The 17,913-nt window shown below is 44.9% G+C and carries 15 protein-coding genes; 10 read left to right on the top strand and 5 right to left on the bottom strand.

The window, feature by feature from the left end:
* Positions 1–245: 245 nt before the first annotated feature.
* Complete coding sequence (uvrD, locus tag OH456_RS25600) at positions 246–2,420, top strand: DNA helicase II (protein WP_270034463.1); 2,175 nt, start codon at positions 246–248, stop codon at positions 2,418–2,420.
* A gap of 715 nt (positions 2,421–3,135) precedes the next feature.
* Here the strand turns inward: uvrD and OH456_RS25605 are convergent.
* From OH456_RS25605 to rarD, 3 genes are all read right to left on the bottom strand, one after another.
* Positions 3,136–3,792 (bottom strand): LysE family translocator, encoded by a 657-nt coding sequence (locus OH456_RS25605; protein ID WP_006074589.1) that lies wholly within the window; start codon positions 3,790–3,792, stop codon positions 3,136–3,138.
* Positions 3,793–3,807: 15 nt separating this feature from the next.
* Positions 3,808–4,599, bottom strand: coding sequence for an AraC family transcriptional regulator (locus OH456_RS25610; RefSeq protein WP_270034459.1), 792 nt, complete (start codon positions 4,597–4,599; stop codon positions 3,808–3,810).
* Positions 4,600–4,684: 85 nt separating this feature from the next.
* Positions 4,685–5,596, bottom strand: a complete 912-nt coding sequence (gene rarD / locus OH456_RS25615; protein WP_006074586.1) for an EamA family transporter RarD — start codon at positions 5,594–5,596, stop codon at positions 4,685–4,687.
* A gap of 200 nt (positions 5,597–5,796) precedes the next feature.
* On the opposite strand from rarD, the gene recQ reads away from it, so the two are divergent.
* From recQ to OH456_RS25630, 3 genes are all read left to right on the top strand, one after another.
* Positions 5,797–7,632, top strand: a complete 1,836-nt coding sequence (recQ, locus tag OH456_RS25620) for an ATP-dependent DNA helicase RecQ (RefSeq protein ID WP_006074583.1) — start codon at positions 5,797–5,799, stop codon at positions 7,630–7,632.
* Complete coding sequence (locus OH456_RS25625; RefSeq protein WP_252038553.1) at positions 7,625–7,927, top strand: DUF3630 family protein; 303 nt, start codon at positions 7,625–7,627, stop codon at positions 7,925–7,927. Before recQ ends, OH456_RS25625 begins: the two co-directional genes overlap by 8 nt.
* 172 nt (positions 7,928–8,099) lie before the next feature.
* Positions 8,100–8,771: a 7-cyano-7-deazaguanine/7-aminomethyl-7-deazaguanine transporter gene (locus OH456_RS25630; protein ID WP_006074581.1), complete on the top strand. Its 672-nt coding sequence runs from the start codon at positions 8,100–8,102 to the stop codon at positions 8,769–8,771.
* A 68-nt stretch (positions 8,772–8,839) separates the two neighbouring features.
* Here the strand turns inward: OH456_RS25630 and gppA are convergent, their stop codons facing one another.
* A complete protein-coding gene (gene gppA / locus OH456_RS25635) occupies positions 8,840–10,336 on the bottom strand; it encodes a guanosine-5'-triphosphate,3'-diphosphate diphosphatase (RefSeq protein ID WP_006074579.1) in 1,497 nt (498 codons plus the stop codon).
* 19 nt (positions 10,337–10,355) lie between these two features.
* Complete coding sequence (rhlB, locus tag OH456_RS25640; RefSeq protein ID WP_006074578.1) at positions 10,356–11,648, bottom strand: ATP-dependent RNA helicase RhlB; 1,293 nt, start codon at positions 11,646–11,648, stop codon at positions 10,356–10,358.
* 108 nt (positions 11,649–11,756) lie between these two features.
* Here rhlB and trxA point away from each other — a divergent pair, with 108 nt between their 5' ends.
* From trxA to fre, 6 genes are all read left to right on the top strand, one after another.
* The gene (gene trxA / locus OH456_RS25645) at positions 11,757–12,083 is read left to right on the top strand and encodes a thioredoxin TrxA (protein WP_006074576.1); all 327 of its coding nucleotides are present in this window, start codon (positions 11,757–11,759) and stop codon (positions 12,081–12,083) included.
* 192 nt (positions 12,084–12,275) lie between these two features.
* The gene (rho, locus tag OH456_RS25650; protein ID WP_006074575.1) at positions 12,276–13,535 is read left to right on the top strand and encodes a transcription termination factor Rho; all 1,260 of its coding nucleotides are present in this window, start codon (positions 12,276–12,278) and stop codon (positions 13,533–13,535) included.
* Positions 13,536–13,654: 119 nt separating this feature from the next.
* Entirely contained in the window at positions 13,655–14,653 is a 999-nt protein-coding gene (locus OH456_RS25655) for a hypothetical protein (protein ID WP_006074572.1), read from the top strand.
* An 86-nt stretch (positions 14,654–14,739) separates the two neighbouring features.
* On the top strand, positions 14,740–16,605 hold the full coding sequence (gene ubiD / locus OH456_RS25660; protein ID WP_270034460.1) for a 4-hydroxy-3-polyprenylbenzoate decarboxylase: 1,866 nt from the start codon (positions 14,740–14,742) through the stop codon (positions 16,603–16,605).
* On the top strand, positions 16,602–16,874 hold the full coding sequence (locus OH456_RS25665) for a 2Fe-2S iron-sulfur cluster-binding protein (RefSeq protein WP_270034461.1): 273 nt from the start codon (positions 16,602–16,604) through the stop codon (positions 16,872–16,874). Before ubiD ends, OH456_RS25665 begins: the two co-directional genes overlap by 4 nt.
* A 12-nt stretch (positions 16,875–16,886) precedes the next feature.
* Entirely contained in the window at positions 16,887–17,600 is a 714-nt protein-coding gene (fre, locus tag OH456_RS25670; RefSeq protein ID WP_270034462.1) for an NAD(P)H-flavin reductase, read from the top strand.
* The last annotated feature ends 313 nt before the right edge of the window (positions 17,601–17,913 follow it).

Below are 17,913 nucleotides of genomic sequence, written 5' to 3' on the forward strand. Positions count from 1 at the left end.
CGAGACTTGATCCTTGTGGTTTCTTTTCACAAGCGCTTAGTTGCGACTTGCTTATTCAATAGGATAGGAAGGGCTTCGAAAATCTTTCAATTTATTCACAAAATATTTAAAAAAGTGTTAAATATTATTTTATTTACTTGATTTTAAAGAATTTAAATCAAAATAAAAAAACTGATATTTTTCTGAAACCAGAACACTGTTTGAGTTATAATCAATCGATATGTATAAATAACCAGTAGCTAAGTATCATGGATCCATCTCTTCTTCTCGACGGCCTTAATGACAAACAACGTGAAGCTGTTGCAGCTCCTTTAGAGCATATGTTGGTGCTAGCTGGTGCTGGTAGTGGCAAAACTCGCGTACTTGTTCACCGTATCGCTTGGTTAATGTCGGTGGAAAATGCTTCTCCGTTCTCCATCATGTCAGTGACCTTCACCAACAAAGCTGCTGCAGAGATGAGAGGGCGAATCGAAGAGTTGATGATGGGCAGTTCGTCGGGGATGTGGAACGGTACTTTCCATGGTATTTGCCATCGTATACTGCGCGCTCATTATCTCGATGCGAAGCTGCCAGAAGATTTTCAAATTCTAGACTCTGATGACCAACAACGCCTACTGAAGCGATTGATAAAAGCTCAGAATCTAGATGAGAAACAGTGGCCAGCACGTCAGGCTGCATGGTGGATCAATGGTAAGAAAGATGAAGGTTTGAGGCCTCAACACATTGATAGCTATCAAGATCCTGTAACGAAGACCTATTTGCAAATCTATACCGCCTATCAAGAAGCGTGCGATCGAGCAGGGCTGGTGGATTTTGCCGAAATCTTGCTGCGCGCTCATGAGCTACTACGTGACAACAAGTTTGTTCGCGAGCACTATCAAGCTCGCTTTAAACACATTTTGGTGGATGAGTTCCAAGACACCAACAACATTCAATATGCTTGGCTACGAATGATGACGGGCCCTGATTGTAAGGTGATGATTGTTGGTGATGATGACCAATCTATTTATGGCTGGCGCGGCGCTAAAGTCGAGAACATCCAGAAATTCCTCGATGAATATTTGGGTGCGACAACTATTCGTCTCGAACAGAATTATCGCTCAACTAAGACCATTCTCGAAGCTGCCAATGAACTGATCGCCAATAACACAGAGCGTATGGGTAAAGAGCTGTGGACAGACGGTAATGAAGGCGAAAAAATCTCGGTTTACTCTGCTTACAATGAGCTAGATGAAGCGCGTTTTGCGGTCAATAAAATCAAAGAATGGCAGGAAACAGGCGGTAGTCTAACGAACTGCGCGATGCTATATCGAAATAACGCCCAGTCTCGTGTTTTAGAAGAAGCGCTTATTCAAGCTCAACTGCCGTATCGAATCTACGGTGGTATGCGATTCTTCGAGCGTCAAGAAATCAAGGATGCACTTGGTTACCTACGATTGATTGCCAACCGCAATGATGATGCAGCGTTTGAACGTATCGTAAATACCCCAACTCGTGGCCTTGGAGATAAAACGCTGGATACCATTCGTTTCGCTGCGCGAGATCGCGGTGCGACATTATGGGAAGCGAGTAATGCATTGCTGGAAGAGAAGGTATTTGCCGGGCGCGCAGCAGGAGCGTTATCGCGTTTCATCGAACTTATTAATGCATTAGAAGACGATACCTTTGAATCGGCACTGCATGAGCAAACCGACCATGTTATCAAAACCTCAGGTTTGTTCTTGATGTATGAGCAGGAAAAAGGTGAGAAATCCAAGGCACGTATTGAAAACTTGGAGGAACTGGTTACCGCAACTCGTCAATTCGAAAAGCCGGAAGAGGCTGAAGATATGACATTGCTGACCGCATTCCTAACCCACGCCGCCCTCGAAGCGGGTGAAGGTCAGGCAGATGAGTTTGATGATGCAGTGCAATTAATGACGCTCCACAGTGCTAAAGGGTTAGAGTTCCCAATGGTATTTATGGTTGGGGTAGAGGAAGGCATGTTCCCAAGTCAGATGTCAGCAGAAGAAGCGGGCAGGTTAGAGGAAGAGCGCCGCTTGTGTTACGTGGGCATGACGCGTGCGATGGAAAAACTCTTTATAACCTATGCAGAAATGCGTCGTCTGTACGGTCAAGATAAATACCACAAGCCATCGCGATTTATTCGTGAACTGCCGGAAACATGTCTGCAAGAAGTACGGATGAAAGCACAGGTCAGTAGACCAACAAGTTCAGGGCGATTTAGTCAAACTGAGGTGAAGAACAACTTCAATGAAACCGGATTTAATTTGGGAGCGCGAGTGAAGCACCCGAAATTCGGCGAAGGAACAATTATTAACTTTGAAGGTAGTGGGCCGCAAAGTCGAGTTCAAGTAGCCTTTAATGGCGAAGGGATTAAGTGGTTGGTTACTCAATACGCGAAGCTTGAACAGCTTTAGGTTCCCCATGATCCAAATACTAAAAAAGCAGCTCAGGCTGCTTTTTTTATTTGTGCTTTACGAGTTCAGTTCTAATCTGGGATACAGATAAAGAAAAACCCCGAGGGCTTACGCCCTGCGGGGTTATGGTCTTACTCGCAGCAATCCGGCTACTATAGGTGCTCCATGCATCTAATCCTTGATAGTGTGCTGTATTCCTTCAGCGTATTCCTTTCGTCGCCTTCCTAGCGGTGTCCATTGGTCTTATCCTGACCTGCTAACAATCCTCGTTAGCGCACTTCACTTGATCCCTGAGCGGTGTCCCTGACATCTTCCTGATGTTAAGTCCTTGCCTCATCCAGAGGTGTCCATTGTCTTTCCTTAGTAGTAACCATCCTAGTTACTATTGCGTCCATTCAATGTCCAATTTGCTTTCCGTGCCGACCATTCATCCTGAATAACCGTATCTTCTTCCTGAAGATGCCCAAATCCCTGAGCGTTTCCTGTTCCGTGTCAGATTCCTTCCGACATGGTTAATATTAAATGATACTCGCTTTAGAGCAATCGCGTTGAGGCGAAAAAGTCCCGTATCTTATCAATGAGAAAAATAGACAATTATTTAAAATCAATAACTTATTGTTAGTTTTGGTCTAAGTCTTGGAGTACAAAGCGATAATGACCTACCGCTTTGTGAGAGATCTCTTACACGAAGAGTGTCGAATGGAGTAAGTTGCTCTTACAGCGACAGCAGAACCTGCAATAAGATCGTCAAACCAATGCCAGAAAAGAGTAATCCACACAAAGCATCAATGTAGATTGAGGCGGATCCTAACTTACGTTGCATACGTTTTGTCGAAAGTGCCCAAGCTAAAAACGAGAACCACGCAAGAGATAATGACCATAGAATGGCTAACGCCATCAATTTACCTGGAACCGACATAGAAGATGGCACCAACGTCGACATCAAACTAATAAAAAACACCAAGGCTTTAGGATTGAGGATATTGGTTGTAAAACCTCGAGAGAAAGCTTGTCGTCGACTCGATAGTAATAAACTCGGATCGTTAGCTAACTCCGCTGGCTGGTGGCGCAATCCCCAGCGTGAGACAACAGAGCGTAATGCACCGATTCCCAGATAGAGCAGATAGCTACCACCGGCGATTTGGACCATGGCAAACAGTGTTGGGTGTTGGTGAACGACATAGCTCACACCAGTTAAACTTAAGATGGAATGCAATAAGATGCCAAATGACAAGCCTAAAGCGATGTAGAAGCCTGTCTGACGACCAAACCGCGTGGCATTTTGTACCACTAAAGCAAAGTCGGGCCCAGGACTCATGAGGGCAATGAAATGAACTGTTGCCAGTGTCATCAGGATTGTGATTTCGTTCATGTTGGATATAGCTTGTTAGTTGATATGGGAAGGTGAAATGCCGTAGACGCTACGAAAAGCCTTACTAAAGTGTGCTTGGTCATAAAAGCCAGTTTGCAATGCAACTTGAGCTGAGGGCTGACCAGCTTTAACTAACGCCATACTTTTTTCTAAGCGAAGGCGAGTTAACCAAGCGTGTGGAGACATGCCCGTCGCTTGCTTAAAAAGGCGCTGGAATTGCCTTTCACTGAGGTCGCACAATTTAGCCAACTGCTCCAAACGGATTGGTTGGTCAAGATGGCTCATCACATAGTCACGAACTTGCGTTAGCTGTTTAGTACCAATGGGTTGTACATAAGCACAAGTAGGTTTAGCGTGCCTATTGAGCAGTTGCTCAAAGCTTTCATGCGGTAAACAATCACGCGCGAGAGCGCTGATGTTTTCATCACTCAACGCTAAGTGGGTGTTAAGTAAGGCACGAAACAGCATTGGCTCTTGAACAATTGGACTGTGAAAGCCCAATTGACCTTGGTGGTTGCTGGGCTTGAGTTGTGATAACCACTGTGGTGATACAGCAAGTACTTTGACTTCATAGCCTTCATCAAAGCGAGCTTGGCCATCGTGCAATTCATCCGGTGGCATCAATACCAAGTCTCCAGGTCCACTGGTATAGCTTTGACCTTTTAAATGAAACTGCTGTTGGCCATTGACGATCAAGCCAAAATGGTAATCGAGATGATAGTGTTTCTGAAACGAAAACTCTTTGTAGCAACCACTGATTAAATTGATATCAGGGATTGGCGAAGACAGGTAACTAATCTGCTGCAAAATAACCTCCTAATATCAATCCAATGGTGTCAGTTTATCGTTCAGAGGCATAAGGCGTCTTGTAAAAAACGGACACCCTATAGGATTACTGAGCGTTAATTCTTTTGTTGGTTCGGCTGGTTTTAATGCCATCAAAACTGAACACGACCAGTGCACCCCAAATAAAGCCGAACGTCAGTGCCTTGTCTAAAGTGAACGCTTCACCGTAAACCAGCACGGCTAGCAAGAACATCAAGCTAGGGCCGATGTACTGGAAAAAGCCGAGTGTCGATAGCTTCAGACGTGTCGCTGCACCCGTGAAACACAACAAAGGGAGTGTGGTCACAATACCGGCAGAAATCAACAGTATGTTCAGTGTGGCTGGATTTGCCAACATGTTTGAGGTTGGCGTGCTGGCAATGAACAACACATAAATTGCGGCAGCTGGCAGCATGACTAAGGTCTCGATAAATAGTCCCGTCTGTGCATCTAAACTGACCTTCTTCCTTAATAAACCATACAAACCAAAGCTCATCGCTAGCGCAAGGGCAACAATAGGTACCGAGCCAAAGGCAATAAGTTGAATCAGTACTCCGATGGTTGCCAGAGCGACCGCAAACCACTGTAGCTTTCTTAGTCGCTCTCCTAAGAACAACATCCCTAGAATCACATTAATCAATGGATTGATGTAATAACCAAGGCTAGCATCAAGCATGTGGTTTGCATTTACCGCCCAAATAAAAATCAGCCAATTCACACCGACGAGCAAAGCGGTTGTGATCAAATAGCCCATCTTTTTTTTAGAACGAAATACGTCTCTCACACTGCGCCAACGACGGCCAAAATGCAGTAGTGCAGTCAATAAAAAGAACGACCAAATAACACGGTGACTTAAAATCTCTAGCGGCGATACTTCAGACAGCGCTTTGAAGTAAATAGGGGCAATACCCCACATGGTATAGGCACCGATCGCTAATAGTACGCCTTGTTTGGCTTTTTGTTGTTCTTCTAGTGACATGCAAATTTTCTCAAGAGCGGGCCATGAAGGCCATAAAGGGAGGAAAGGTCTTGAGTATAACGTGTTGTCATCCATTGGACTAATTATTGCGCGTTTAGCGGACGTTTTTTATTAGTGTTGGCCATGATTATGAGTTTCTTTCCCATAGGAACATCTCTACAATGTAGCGTTTTCGACCTACCATTTTCTCGGGATATTGCATGACCGCTGTGTTACTTGCTGAACAATCTGAATCTCAACCAAGTTCACAGTCTGTTTTGGAATCGGTGTTCGGCTATCAAGAATTTCGTCCCGGACAGCAAGAAGTTATCGATAGCGCCATTGAGGGCAATGATGGCCTAGTCATTATGCCCACGGGTGGTGGTAAATCTCTGTGTTATCAGATTCCGGCCTTAGTTCGCAGTGGTATTACGCTGGTGATCTCTCCACTTATTTCGCTGATGAAAGACCAAGTGGATCAGTTAAAGGCTGATGGCGTTGCTGCTGAGTGCATTAACTCAACCCAATCTAAAGAAACCCTGATTGATATCTACCGCCGTATGAACAACGGTCAACTGAAGCTGATTTACGTATCGCCAGAACGAGTGTTAATGCACGACTTCATTGAACGTCTAGAGCATCTTGAGTTGTCGATGATAGCGGTCGATGAAGCGCACTGTATTTCTCAATGGGGACATGACTTTAGGCCAGAATATGCAGCCTTGGGCCGTTTAAAGGAGTGGTTCCCTTTTGTTCCTATGGTGGCGCTGACTGCCACTGCAGATGATGCAACTCGTAAAGACATTATCCACCGTCTTAATCTCAATAATCCCCATGAATATCTTGGCAGTTTTGACCGTCCTAATATCCGCTATACGCTAGTGGAGAAACATAAGCCAGTTTCTCAGATAGTGCGCTTCTTAGGGGAGAATAAAGGAGGCAGTGGCATCATCTATTGCGGCAGCCGTAAGAAAGTCGAGATGTTGACCGAGAAGCTGTGCGCCAACCATGTGCGTGCTGCAGGCTATCATGCTGGCATGGATATGGATGAAAGAGCCTATGTCCAAGACGCGTTTCAACGTGATGATATTCAAGTAGTTGTTGCGACAGTCGCCTTTGGTATGGGGATTAACAAACCCAATGTGCGTTTCGTCGCGCATTTTGATATTCCTCGTAATATTGAGTCTTACTACCAAGAAACTGGGCGAGCGGGGCGTGATGGATTGCCAGCAGAAGCAATGATGCTCTATGACCCTGCCGACATTGGTTGGCTGCGCCGTATGTTGGATGAAAAAGAAGAAGGGCCACAAAAGCAGGTAGAAAGTCATAAGCTCAACGCCATGAATGCGTTTGCCGAAGCACAGACATGCCGACGCCAAGTGCTGTTGAATTATTTCGGTGAGTATAGTGAGAAGCCATGCGGCAACTGCGATATATGTCTCGACCCTCCGAAACATTTTGATGCGACGCAAGAAGCGCAAAAAGCGTTGTCTTGTGTCTATCGTGTCAACCAGAGCTTTGGTATTAGCTATGTGGTTGAAGTGTTGCGTGGTATGTCGAACATTCGTATTCGTGAACATGGACACGACAAGCTGACGACTTATGGCATTGGACGTGATCATAGTCATGATTACTGGGTGAGCATATTTAGGCAGCTAATACACAAAGGTTTGCTTAGCCAAAATATCACCCGAAACTCGACATTGCAGCTGACCGAAGAGGCTCGCCCTCTGTTACGTGGAGAAAACAGCCTAGAGTTGGCAGTGCCTCGATTGGATACGGCTGCACGAAGTGCCAAATCTGACAAACTTGCTTCTAAGCATTACGATAAGAAGCTGTTTGCCAAACTGCGTAAGCTACGTAAGTCGATTGCCGACGAAGATGGTTTACCTCCTTATGTCGTCTTCAGTGATGCAACCCTGATTGATATGGCAGAAATACTGCCCACCTCTTACGGTGAAATGCTGGCAGTGAACGGCGTTGGTGAACGTAAATTAGAGAAGTATGCTGACCCTTTCCTTGATCTAATACAGGAGCATTTGACCCAACATGGCTGATTTTGGTTTGCGAGATTATATCGAGGCGGAAGGGAAGTTGGTGCTTGTTACACCAAGCTTTGATTTTGACAATTTTGATACCATAGCCAGTTCTTTAGTCGCTCAGTTATCTGCCACTGTGGTTGAGAAACAATGGGATGCGGATATTCACACGTGGCTGGTGGATTTTGAAGGCTGCCGAATGTTATTAAAGGGCGAGCATTACAGTGAACTCATGTGGTTTGAGGCGCTAGATGTTACTGGTAGCAAAGACGAATTTGATTTTCTTGCGAGTATATTTCGACGCGGATTTTAGTCTATTTTCATCAGTAAACGTTTGCTCTATATCGAACTATTGCACCTAAAATTGATTAATGTATAATCGCCCGCCGCTACTTAAGTAGCCAACAAACACTTAATTTTAGTAACCAGAGGCTGTGCCTCACCTTGGGTTCCCTCAACCCCAAGCAAAACGAAAAAGGTACAATATGAGCCCGTTTTCTCCTGCGCAACAGCGCAAAGCCCTAACATTTTTAGTTCTCTTTCACTTAGTGATTATTGCGTCCAGTAATTATCTAGTGCAGCTACCCTTTACTATTTTTGGTTTCCACACCACTTGGGGCGCTTTTACTTTTCCTTTTATCTTCTTAGCGACCGACTTGACTGTCCGTATTTTCGGTGCTGGGTTAGCGCGTAGAATCATTTTCCTAGTTATGCTGCCAGCTTTAGCGGTGTCGTATGCGCTATCGGTACTGTTCTTTGAAGGTCAGTTTCAAGGATTGAGTCATCTGGGAGAGTTTAACTTGTTTGTCGCGCGTATTGCGGCGGCAAGTTTTATGGCATATCTATTAGGACAGATTCTTGATGTTCATGTATTCAACCGCTTACGTCAAATGAAGCAATGGTGGGTGGCACCGACCTGTTCGACACTATTTGGTAATGCGCTTGATACCTTAGCCTTCTTTGCTATCGCGTTTTACCAGAGTCCAGATCCATTTATGGCTGAACATTGGACAGAAATCGCCTTAGTCGACTACGGCTTTAAGTTAGTGATCAGTCTTGGCTTATTTGTGCCTATGTATGGTGTGCTATTGAACTTCTTAGTGAAGAAGTTAACCGCTGTAAACCCGAATATTTCGGTTACTGGTGTGAACGCCTAATCGGCAGACAAATAAAAAAATCCCGAACCTGTGATGTTCGGGATTTTTTTTAATCTTCGTACTATCTGTTATAGCGCTTGAATGTCGAGCGGCCAACCCATGTCGGACTGACGGTTCGATTCAATTTCTAATTCTGCTGCAGACAATGGGTTTTGCTCTAGCCACAGTTTATCTATCGAAAGGGTAAGTCGATTATCTTTGCATGCTACTGAGATATTCGGCTGTAATTCTCGCTTACGTCTATGAGTGATAATTACCGCTAAACGTAATAGTCGTAGTACACGCTCGGCACTTTTATTTGACAGCGCATGTTGTGCTGGCAAAGGACTAAGCTGATCCTTATATCGACGTACAACTTCCGCTAACAGGTGTTTTTGTGCACGAGTAAAACCCGGTAAATCTAAGTTGGTTAGTAAGTACGCACTATGTTCGCCAGCCTTTTTGAAATCAAGAGTAAGACCAATTTCATGAAGCTTGGATGCACATTCAAGCAAAGCTGGTGCTTGTGGCTCCTCGAGCCAGGTATCACCACCACAATCTTTGAGCAGTTGCAGAGCCGTAGTTGCGACCTGTTCGCCATATTCCACATCTAACTGACAGCGCGATTGAACGCTATTGATGGTTCGAGCACGGATGTCATCTTGTTGCAACTCTTCGACCATGTCATACACCATGCCTTCGCGCAGTGCGCCTCCGGCCAGTGTCATAGAGTCAATGTTAAGAAGTTCAAAGATGGCAATCAGAATGGACAAACCACTAGGGAATACTAGTGCGCGTTCTAGAGTTAGGCCGTCGATATCCAGCTCTTCCAAATGATCGGCTTGCATGGCTTGTTTTTGAAGACGCTTTAGTTTGGCATGAGTGATGACTTCATCCATACCTTGAGCCAGCATGATCTCTTGTAGAGCTTGCACGGTACCACTAGCGCCAACACAAACATCCCAACCAATACGCTGGTAATTGTCGAGAATCGGTGCGAGTGCTTGCTTAGCTCCTTCAATGGCACGTTCAAAGTTAGCTTTATTAAGCTGTCGGTCTTTGAAGTAATGCTCAAGCCAAGTCACGCAGCCCATTTTTAGACTGGTGAGAGCTTTAGGCTCAAAACCTTCACCAATAATAAGCTCTGTGCTTGCGCCACCAATATCGACCACCAATCTACGGCCAGTCCCGCCCGAGGTATGGGCGACACCTTTGTAGATGGTTGCAGCTTCTTCTTCACCACAGATGACTTGTATTGGATAACCAAGAATGTCATTGGCTTTCTCTAAGAAAACATCCACATTAGTCGCGGTTCTCAGAGTCGCGGTCCCAACGATACGGATATTTTCTTTCGGGATGTCTTGTAGCCTTTCCGCAAAGAGGCTTAAACATTCCCAACCGCGTTGCATCGCTTCTTGGCTAAGCGCTAACTCGGCATCTAGACCAGCGGCTAAACGAACTTTCCGTTTAATTTTAGCCATCGTTTGAACACTGCCATCAATATGACGAACCACCAACATATGGAAACTGTTGGAGCCTAAATCAATGGCAGCGTAGAGTGGCGAAGAATTCACTGCGAGACTCATAAATACTGCTTACTTCCTGTTAAGATCGTTGCGCTCTTGGCCTTCTTTGAGGCTTTCTGTTTGACGGTCTTGAGCCACCAGTGTTGGTACGGCGCTGACCTGAGTTACGGCTTTTCAGAACTAGTGGCGCAGGCAGTTCTGTAAGTAGTGCACTGGAATCGTAGTCTGAGACGGGGATTTGGTGCTCAATGTACTCTTCAATTGCTGGCAAATTGATCGCGTATTCTTCACAAGCAAAGCTGATGGAGTGACCACTTGCACCAGCACGGCCAGTACGGCCAATACGGTGAACGTAATCTTCACAATCGTCAGGCAAGTCGTAATTGAATACGTGAGTTACTTGAGGAATATGCAGACCACGAGCTGCCACATCGGTCGCAACCAGAATATCGACATCACCACGAGTAAATTGCTCTAGGATTTTCTCACGTTTCTTCTGGGGAACATCACCAGTCAGCAGGCCGACACGGTGGCCGTCGGCAGCTAGGTGCCCCCAAACTTTCTCACACTTGTGTTTAGTGTTAGCAAAGATGATAGCGCGGTCTGGCCACTCTTCTTCCACGAGTGTCTGTAGTAGAGCCATTTTTTCATTGTTCGATGGGTAGAACAGCTCTTCTTTAATTCGGTGACCAGTTTTTTGCTCTGGCTCGACAACGACGTGCTCAGGGTTGTGCATGTGTTCGAATGCCAGTTCTTGAACGCGATAAGACAATGTTGCAGAGAACAGCATGTTCAAACGGTCTTTTGGCTCAGGCATGCGACGGAACAAAAAGCGAATGTCTTTAATGAAACCAAGATCGAACATGCGGTCGGCTTCATCTAATACCACTGCTTGAATGTTGTTGAGATTGAAAACACGCTGTTTGTAGAAATCGATAATACGACCACAGGTACCGATAAGGATATCGACGCCTTCTTCGAGTTTAGCGAGCTGCTTATCGTAGCTGTCGCCGCCATAGGCGAGTGCAGTCTTTAACCCTGTACTCTCAATTAACGGCTTGGCATCGTTTTGGATCTGGATAGCAAGTTCGCGAGTTGGAGCCATGATAATCGCACGCGGCTGGTTTGGCTTGCGGCCATCATGTTCTGGCGTTGTTAGTAGGTGATTAAAGGTAGCAGTTAAAAACGCAAGCGTTTTTCCAGTCCCGGTTTGGGCCTGTCCTGCAATATCTCGGCCGGCGAGCAGTACCGGCAACGCCAAGGCTTGGATAGGGGTACAATACTCGAACCCTTTTTTTTCCAATCCTTCAATGATTTGCGGCTGCAAATCTAATTCGGCGAACTTTTGCTCTGTGATATGCGTCTTTTTCATCGGTATAGAATATCAGCTTAAGCTTGCAATACGAAGGTAAATACATTCCAATAGGAGATCTAATTGTTGGTGATTATCTCATCAATACAAAAAATATCGGAGTGAAAGATGAGTGAAAAGATTTTGCAGCTGACGGATGACGGTTTTGAAACTGACGTAATTAACGCTGCAGGCCCGGTTCTTGTTGACTTCTGGGCGGAGTGGTGTGGTCCTTGTAAAATGATTGCCCCAATCCTCGATGAAATCGCAGATGAGTACGAAGGCAAACTCACTATCGGTAAACTTAACATTGACCAAAACGCAGGTACTCCACCTAAGTTTGGTATTCGCGGTATCCCAACGCTACTTCTTTTCAAAGATGGTGGCGTAGCAGCAACGAAAGTTGGTGCGCTATCAAAGACTCAACTTAAAGAGTTCTTGGATGCGAATCTATAATGAAAAGTAACGAAAACCGTGTATCTTAACAAATACACGGTTTTGTTTTTTTCAAAGCTAGACTAGACTCAGTTTTAGTGATAATTTATCGCACGTTAAATAAACAAGTGTTCACTTCTTGGTCGATCCTGAGACCAAATCCTTCTTAACAACAAAACAGATCCTATTTTGACTAAACAAACATCCACCACAATGAACTTAACAGAATTGAAGAACAGACCTGTTTCTGAGCTCGTTAAACTTGGCGAATCTCTTGGTCTGGAAAATTTAGCTCGTCTGCGTAAGCAAGACATCATTTTCGCCATCTTAAAAGCCCATGCGAAAAGTGGTGAAGATATCTTTGGTGACGGGGTCTTAGAGATTCTTCAAGACGGTTTTGGTTTCCTGCGTAGCGCAGACAGCTCGTACCTTGCGGGTCCAGACGACATTTATGTTTCTCCAAGTCAGATTCGTCGTTTTAACCTTCGCACAGGTGACTCAATCGCTGGTAAAATTCGTCCACCAAAAGACGGTGAGCGCTATTTTGCTCTGCTAAAAGTTAACACGGTTAATGACGACAAACCTGATAACGCACGTAATAAGATTCTATTTGAAAACCTAACACCTCTACATGCGAATGAGCGCATGACAATGGAGCGTGGTAACGGTTCAACAGAAGATATTACCGCTCGTGTTCTTGACCTTGCATCACCAATTGGTAAAGGTCAGCGTGGTCTGATTGTTGCTCCGCCAAAAGCGGGTAAGACAATGTTGCTTCAGAACATCGCTCAGAGCATCGCTCACAACCACCCTGAATGTGAATTGATGGTTCTACTTATCGATGAGCGTCCAGAGGAAGTAACAGAGATGCAGCGCCTAGTTAAAGGTGAAGTTGTTGCATCGACGTTTGATGAGCCAGCGTCTCGTCACGTTCAAGTTGCTGAGATGGTGATTGAGAAAGCGAAGCGTCTTGTTGAACACAAGAAAGATGTGGTTATCCTACTAGACTCTATCACTCGTCTAGCGCGTGCATACAACACCGTAGTACCTTCTTCTGGTAAGGTCCTTACTGGTGGTGTTGATGCTAACGCATTGCATCGTCCAAAGCGTTTCTTCGGCGCGGCTCGTAATGTAGAAGAAGGCGGAAGCCTAACTATCATCGCAACGGCACTAGTTGATACTGGTTCTAAAATGGATGAAGTTATCTACGAAGAGTTTAAAGGTACAGGTAACATGGAACTGCACCTAAACCGTAAGATTGCTGAAAAACGTGTTTTCCCTGCGATCGATTTCAACCGTTCAGGCACACGTCGCGAAGAGCTACTGACTAAGTCGGACGAGCTACAGAAAATGTGGATTCTACGTAAGATTGTTCACCCTATGGGCGAAACAGACGCAATGGAGTTCCTCATTGATAAGTTAGCAATGACGAAGACGAACGATGAGTTCTTTGATGCGATGCGTCGTCAGTAATACATTTTAAGCTGACAGCAAATCTCAGATTTTAAACGTCACCCAATATGGGTGGCGTTTTTGTTTGCACTTAACCTCTTTCCAGCGCACAATATCAAAAGTGTTAACAGGAGGTTAATATGCTACAAGGATGGTTAGCGTCTCTTCTCCTAGTATTTGCTGCGTTGTTGTCGCAGCCAGCATTCGCGTCGAAGGAGATGACGCAACAAGAAGTTAATCAATGGATCAGCAATCCTATTGTTCAGCAGAAAGTCACTGAATATATGGATCTGGTGATGAAGGACGATATTGACGGATTAAAGTTTGCTCTCAATCGTTTGGCTCTACCTCAACAAGAGGTAGCTCGGTATGTGCTGTTGCAAGAAATCGAGCAGCGCAGCATCATCTTGACGCCTAAAATGGCGATTTTCGTAAAAAGTCAGAAATCTCTTCCTACGACCTATACCATGCTGGAGCGTGGCGATGGTTACGAGTTTTCGATACCCGCCTTTAATTATCCTGCCATCTCTGCGCGTCTGATCAAAAGCTGGAATAGCGATCAAAAAACTTTGGAGTTCATACTACAAGTCGAGCGAGAAGAGCTTGTTTTGCGAGATTGGTTATCTGAAGGGACGGATTACGATAGACAAATTCGTGAAGATCTATTAGTTCGTGAGTTTGATAGTTTGTCACCAGAAGCCAACGCCTATTTGACCAAGCAACTGACTGAAGCAACGATTACAGAATGGCTACCTTCAACTCGAGTATTGGTGCGTATGGCGCAGGTCAATCAGGATGAAAAGTTGTATGAACTGCTGTGGAAAATGCGTGCAGACTACCATAGCCAAGCTGAGCTTGAACGTTTGGCCCAAGTGAAGTCTCCATTTGCGATGCATCAGATCATGTTAGCATCTCGCAACCCTAGCTTAAAACAACAAGCCATTACAGAATTGGCAAGCATTAATCCATTGCCTGAAAACGTAAAGAATTTTCTTGTCGCCCGTATGACAAGTGTTGATGATGCCAGTTTCGTTGCCACTCAATTAGCACAAAATGGTCATAGTGGTTGGGTTAGAGATGTCGCTTCGTCAAATAGCCAAGTGAAAGCTAGCTTAATTCTGCAGGCGTTGTCCAACTAGTATCGTCCATTGTTTGAAGCGCAAATTTCACTCATAGGTGGGTTTGCGTATATAATGCGTGCATCTTTCAAGGCGATGTTACCCCTATGAATTTTAAGGATTTACGAGTTTTTATTCAGCACTTGGAAAGCCAAGGGCTACTTAAACGCATTTCTCACCCTGTCGACCCAGACTATGAAATGACTGAGATCAGTGATCGCACATTGCGAGCGGGTGGTCCGGCATTATTGTTTGAAAACCCCATTGGCTATGATATGCCTGTGCTAACGAATTTGTTTGGTACTTCTGAACGAGTAGCCATCGGTATGGGGCGCCAGCAAGTCTCGGAGCTTCGTGAAGTCGGTAAGTTATTGGCTTACCTAAAAGAGCCTGAGCCACCGAGAGGGTTTAAAGATGCGATCGATAAGATTCCTGTCTTTAAACAAGTCCTCAATATGCCAGTTAAAAGACTAAGCAAGGCAAAGTGCCAAGAAATAGTTTGGCAAGGTGCAGAGGTCGATCTTGATAAAATTCCAGTAATGAGCTGCTGGCCAGACGATGTTGCGCCATTACTCACTTGGGGTCTGACCGTAACCAAAGGGCCAAATAAGAAACGACAAAACTTGGGCATTTACCGTCAACAAAAGATTGCCAAGAATAAAATCATTATGCGCTGGCTTGCTCACCGAGGTGGAGCGTTGGACCTGCGTGATTGGATGGAAACCAATCCAGGTAAACCTTTTCCAGTCTCGGTTGCCTTTGGTGCTGACCCCGCCACTATCTTAGGGGCGGTAACTCCTGTACCAGATACGTTGTCAGAGTACGCGTTTGCTGGTTTATTACGGGGTGAAAAAACCGAAGTGGTCAAATCCATTAGTAACGATTTAGAGGTTCCAACGAGTGCAGAGATCGTTCTTGAAGGCTACATTGACCCCAATGAGTTTGCGGATGAGGGACCTTATGGTGATCACACGGGTTACTACAACGAAGTAGAAAAACACCATGTGTTTACCATTACTCACGTTACTATGCGTCAGAGTCCTATCTATCACAGCACGTATACTGGACGTCCACCTGATGAGCCTGCTGTATTGGGTGTGGCGCTTAATGAAGTTTTTGTGCCAATTTTACAAAAGCAATTTCCTGAAATAGAAGATTTTTATCTTCCACCGGAAGGTTGCTCGTACCGTATGGCAGTGGTGACTATAAAGAAACAATATCCCGGTCATGCTAAACGAGTGATGATGGGAGTGTGGTCATTCCTGCGACAATTTATGTATACCAAGTTTGTCATTGTGTGCGATGAGAGTGTTAACGCTCGTAATTGGACTGATGTCACTCAGGCCATGAATGAGCATATGTTGCCAAGTCGAGATACGTTGATGATTGAAAGCACCCCCATTGACTCGTTGGACTTCGCCTCTCCGGTTGTTGGACTTGGTTCCAAGATGGGATTGGATGCGACGATAAAGTGGGATGCAGAAGTTGCTCTTGGTGAGAATAAGTTTGGACCTTCAGGTACCATCGAAACCGCTCATGCATTTGATGAAAATGCATTGAAAAGCGAGATAGTTGCTCAGTATCCTGAAGTTATAGATTTGTATGTTGCGCCTGGAACAGGTACAAGTCGTATGGTGTTACTAACATTAAATAAGCAACGCGCAGGTCAGGCCGTGGAAGTAATGAAGGGTATTGCTGAATCGGTTGCTTGCTACTTTGACGTTAAGTTTATGGTAGCGTGTGATGAAGACGTCAATGTTAGAGACTGGAATGACGTAATCTGGGCAATTACTACAAGAATGGATCCTGCTCGTGATACTGTCATGACCAACGATGTGAGTTCTCGAGCACTATTAGACGCCACCAACAAGCTGGAAACAGAAGTTGAGCGGGAGTGGGGTATTCCAATAAAGAAAGATCCGCAATTGGTCGAGACGATAGACGCTATTTGGGATCAGCTTAATATCTTATGACCAAGCATGTAAGGCTAAAGCCTCAGAATCTTGAACTTACGGTGAGTGATGGGGAAACCATCTTAGAGGCAGCGCTCAACCAAAACCTCGCGTTTCCACATCGATGCCGAGTCGGGGCCTGTGCTTCTTGCTTATGTCGAATAGAGTCAGGACAAGTCAGTTATGACTTAGAGCCAATGTTAACTGAAAAAGAAAAACAGCAAGGTTGGATGTTCTCTTGCCTTGCTTATGCTGAAAGCGATCTGGTGATTACTTTCAGTGACGAATAAAAGAGATAAAACATGACAGTAAAATGTAAAGTAAAGTCGATTGAGCCTTTAGCAGCAAACACCTATCAAATCTTGCTGCACCCTGAGCAACCAGTGAGCTTTAAAGCTGGTCAGTATTTAATGGTAGTAATGGGAGAAGCAGATAAGCGCCCATTCTCTATTGCTAGTAGCCCTTGTCGTCACGAAGGCGAGATCGAACTCCATATTGGTGCGGCTGAGCATAATGCTTACGCTATCGAAGTCGTCGAATCAATGAAACAAGCACTAGCAGACGGTGATGACATCACTATTGATGCACCTCATGGTGAAGCTTGGATTCGTGAAGATAACCAGCGACCTATACTATTGATTGCTGGCGGTACTGGGTTTAGCTATGTGCGCTCTATACTTGATCACTGTATTAGCCAAAATATCGAACAGCCGATCCACCTCTACTGGGGCGGTCGTGATGAAGCTCAGCTTTATGCCAAAAAAGAGCTGATGGAAATCGCTGAGCAGCATCAACGCATCCAGTTCATTCCGGTTATTGAAGATGCATCGGCGGAGTGGTCAGGGAAAAAAGGTAATGTGTTGCAAGCTGTGAGTGAAGATTTTGAGACGTTAGCGGATTTTGATATCTATATAGCAGGCCGATTTGAAATGGCTGGCGCCGCTCGTGAGCAGTTTACGCAATCCAAGCAAGCAAAGTCTGATCATATGTTTGGTGATGCCTACGCATTTATCTAAATGTTAGAGTTTTGTGGCCAAAAGGAGAGTTTTTATACTCTCCTTTTGCTTTTATGATGCAATTTTCAGCAAAAGCGCTTTTTTTCCAAAAAATATTAAAAAAGGGGTTGCGCCAAAAGAGGAACTCCCTATAATGCGCACCACCAGACGGGAAGGCAGCAAAGCAAGAGCCTGAAAGGTCTGGAAGGGCAAAAGCCTTAACGAAAATAATTTGAAAAAGTGGTTGACACGACAAGTTATCTAGTTAAAATGGCCGCCCACTTCAACGGAAAGCTGAAAAGCTTAAAAACAATAGTTTAGTCCATTGAAGTAC

The organism is Vibrio sp. La 4.2.2 (assembly GCF_027586995.1).
In the GTDB taxonomy this organism is placed as follows: Bacteria; Pseudomonadota; Gammaproteobacteria; order Enterobacterales; family Vibrionaceae; genus Vibrio; species Vibrio mediterranei.